This window comes from Bartonella sp. AP331QHHD (assembly GCF_042195905.1).
Lineage (GTDB): Bacteria > Pseudomonadota > Alphaproteobacteria > Rhizobiales > Rhizobiaceae > Bartonella.
Genome location: NZ_JBHIPG010000073.1, coordinates 1 through 3,231 on the forward strand (window position 1 = coordinate 1; position 3,231 = coordinate 3,231).

At 42.1% G+C, this 3,231-nt stretch carries 4 protein-coding genes and 1 pseudogene; all 5 read right to left on the reverse strand.

Going from position 1 to position 3,231, the window contains the following annotated elements; genetic code table 11:
• Positions 1-99: 99 nt before the first annotated feature.
• Positions 100-480 carry a hypothetical protein gene (locus ACFIMS_RS08315; protein ID WP_375696621.1) on the reverse strand — a complete coding sequence of 127 codons (381 nt, stop codon included), beginning with the start codon at positions 478-480 and terminating at the stop codon, positions 100-102.
• An 11-nt stretch (positions 481-491) separates the two neighbouring features.
• The gene (locus tag ACFIMS_RS08320; RefSeq protein ID WP_375689637.1) at positions 492-872 is read right to left on the reverse strand and encodes a hypothetical protein; all 381 of its coding nucleotides are present in this window, start codon (positions 870-872) and stop codon (positions 492-494) included.
• A 22-nt stretch (positions 873-894) separates the two neighbouring features.
• Positions 895-2,022 carry a N4-gp56 family major capsid protein gene (locus ACFIMS_RS08325; RefSeq protein WP_375617006.1) on the reverse strand — a complete coding sequence of 376 codons (1,128 nt, stop codon included), beginning with the start codon at positions 2,020-2,022 and terminating at the stop codon, positions 895-897.
• Positions 2,023-2,110: 88 nt separating this feature from the next.
• Positions 2,111-2,995: a hypothetical protein gene (locus tag ACFIMS_RS08330; RefSeq protein ID WP_375696622.1), complete on the reverse strand. Its 885-nt coding sequence runs from the start codon at positions 2,993-2,995 to the stop codon at positions 2,111-2,113.
• A gap of 13 nt (positions 2,996-3,008) precedes the next feature.
• Positions 3,009-3,231 (reverse strand): annotated as a pseudogene (locus tag ACFIMS_RS08335) (phage portal protein); the annotation flags it as partial.

Genomic DNA, 3,231 nt, shown 5'->3' on the forward strand with positions numbered 1-3,231 from the left:
AGTGCGAAAGTGTTCTCTTATGACGATAAACATCTCGCTTTACAGGTATCGGTCCTCCGGTCTTAACCCGAATATAATGACGTGTCATCAAAATACCTTTCAGTGATTAGTCACGAATTCAACGACTATACTTGCTTGACCAGCTTGTACTGTTTTATCAGCTTTAGCATAGAGAGTAAGTTCTTCATCATAAGGGACAAATTCCTTCTGATTGGTGGGCTTAACTTCTTTGACTGCCTGCTGTTTGATTTCTGCTTCACCAAATTCAGTTCCTCCAGCAGTACTGCCTATTTTAACCTTCGTGTCCGAAAATGCTGTCTTGACATACACTTTAATTGAAGTAATCAAAGCACCACGAGGGAGGGTGCCTATCTTCATCACCTTTTCTTTATCTTCATAGCTAAAATTAAGACGCAAAAAGCTTACCTGCTGCGTATGAAGATTTCTCCCTTGCAAGGGCTGTGGTAAATAATCTGCCATGTCTTATCCCCTCAATGATTTGTCACAAATTGCACGACCACAACACACTCACCAGCATCAGTGGTTTTATCTCGTGTTGCATAAAGGGTCATTTCTTTATCCTCTGGAGTAAAAACCTTTTGATCTGTTGGTGTAAAATCTTGCGTATTTTGGGCTTTGATATCTTTTTCGCCAAACTCATTGCCGCCATAGGTGCTGCCAATCTTCAATTTCGTCTCAGAAAACGCTGTCTTCACAAACGCTTTTATCGAGGTAATTAAAGCACCACGGGGTAATATCCCGATTTTTTCTGTGAGATGTTTCTCTTTATGTAAGATATTCAAACGTAAGAAACTTACCTGTTGGGTATGTAGATTTCTGCCCTGTAATGGAGGGGGTAATTGATCTGCCATGTCTTGTTTTCCTCCTTAATGATTACGCTGCTGCTTCACCGCTGTAGGTAGGAATAACAATCGTTCCAAAATCTTGCGCTGTTTGTGCACTATTGGGCATTTGGAAACGAGTTTTCTTCATTCCTATCAAAGTCTTGGCGGCAACACCAAATTCACGTTCATAATCAAAATATTCTTCTTTGAGGGTGTAATTTGTTGCACTATGATTTTTCCCAAAACCTATAATCGCACTCTGCGCTCCTAAGAACACCGCACGACGCACACTTTTTACCGCTGTATTATTTGTCGAGTTAACACCATGGGTAACATGAATAGCTTCGCGTAAAACAACACCATTATACATTCCAAGAGAACCATCAAAGATTGGGTTCTTTGCACGAGAAGTCGCATAAACAGATTTTTGGATATCTAACCACTCACCAGCGGCTGTATTGGTACGCAATTGCATCACTTGTGTTGGGTGCAAATAGAGAACGTAAACATCATCACCGTTAACATGGACGGGAGAAATTTGCGGATTGGCAAGTTTGGCTTGTTTAACCGCTTCATCAATAAGCTTCAAACTAAAGCTATGTTTGGCTTTATCATTAAGATCTTCATCTTTGGTTTTCCCATCGGGGCGGATAATCCGTTCACTGCTTGGTGCCATGATTTCATTAAAGCCATAATGAACCGGCTTAATATACACTTCTCGACCATCAACGCTAATCGTACGGGCTGTATAACCACATACCTGCAAAAAGAACATGATGCTTAAACGATTGGCATACCAGCGAACCAAGCCTTCTTTCGCTTTCTTACGTAAATTCGGGAGGATTCTCTGTTGATCAATCGAGTCATCATTGGCAACACGCGCCGCATGTAAAAGCTCGTTAATCACCAACCGATCATTCATAAATTGAAGCGCTTCTTCATTGCCTTCTAAGGTTTCGCCTTGCGTGACACCATCTCCAAACAGATTGACTAGCAAACTGAACGTAACACTATCCCCTGCACTCTTATGGGTTTCGTTGTAAAGCTGGATAATGCTGTTTGAACTTTTGCCAATAAGAGGGGCAATTTTTGTCGCTTTCAAAACTTCATTGCTTAATTTCTGTGACCACAATTTCACCGATTGCGGATCATGGGTTCCTATATGTGTTGTTGCCATTGATTTCACCTTTCTTTGCTGTAAAAAAACCGGCTTAAAGCCGGTGGAAAACCCGCATCAAGGCGGATTATGTTGTAAAACTGATTGCCTAATCAGGGTCTGCACCCATTATTTCATAAAAACGGGCTTCATTTTTCGGATTGGAGATCCATGCGTTGAATTCTTTCTCTGACATATTGGCAAGGGTGTCTTTTGTCATAGGACCTGTCATGCCTCCTCCACCAGATGCTGTTAAGGTTCGCGCAGAATTCTGCCGGCTTTGAAGCGCTGCTACTTGATTATTCGCTTGCATCCCTTGGTTTTGATAACCAAGATTTTGCGCTATCCTATAAAGCTCTTCTGCTGGATTACCCCCCTTTTGGGCGCAAGTCGCTACAATCGTACGCAATTCATCCCCTATAATCGCATCTATCGTGCTCCGTTGCGCATAAGTCGGATAAACAGATGACCAAGCACTTAATTGCTTTGCACGCGTCTCATAAAGATAATCCGCCGCCGCATCAAAATCACTGTATTTATCTTTAATTGATGTAACAGAACTTTCTAAAAACTGGTTCAAATGATCATTAAATTCGTGGGATTCAATGGCTTGCCTTTGAACATCCTGCTGTGCCCTAATATACGCATCTTGCTTTTGAATCTTATCTAACATCCACGTTAATACGCTAATTGGATCCTCACGTAGGTCTGGGGGCGCACCTTCTCCTTCAACCATTGGTGGCTGGGCTTGAGATTCATAAAACTTGACAAGCGCTTCACGGGCTTGTTTGGCTTGTTGTTCTGCATGTTGCCGATCTATAGGAACAATCTCTGAAGGTTTTTCAACGGGCTCTGCAACCGGTTCTGGAGGTGTCGCATCATTATTCTCAACCGTCTCGACCTCATAATCGTTCTCAAAAGAGCTCTCATCATCAAATACCGGTGCACCAACCCTGTAATCTTCATTCATAGCTTCGTTCATTTCTGCATTCATTCTCTAACCTCTTTCAAATGCTTCTTCCTCTGTATGTTGCCGCTCTTTCACGCATGATTTGATTTTGCGCTCGTTCATTAAGAATACGCTCCCGTTCAAGCTCATGCTTCTGTTGCATCAATTCAGCTTCCAATTCTGCTCTCTTTTGACGCATAACCAATTCAATCTGCTTGCCTTGTAAATCCATCTGTTGCATCTGACTTTTAGCCGCAATATCTTGCTGCTTTTCCTGCAAC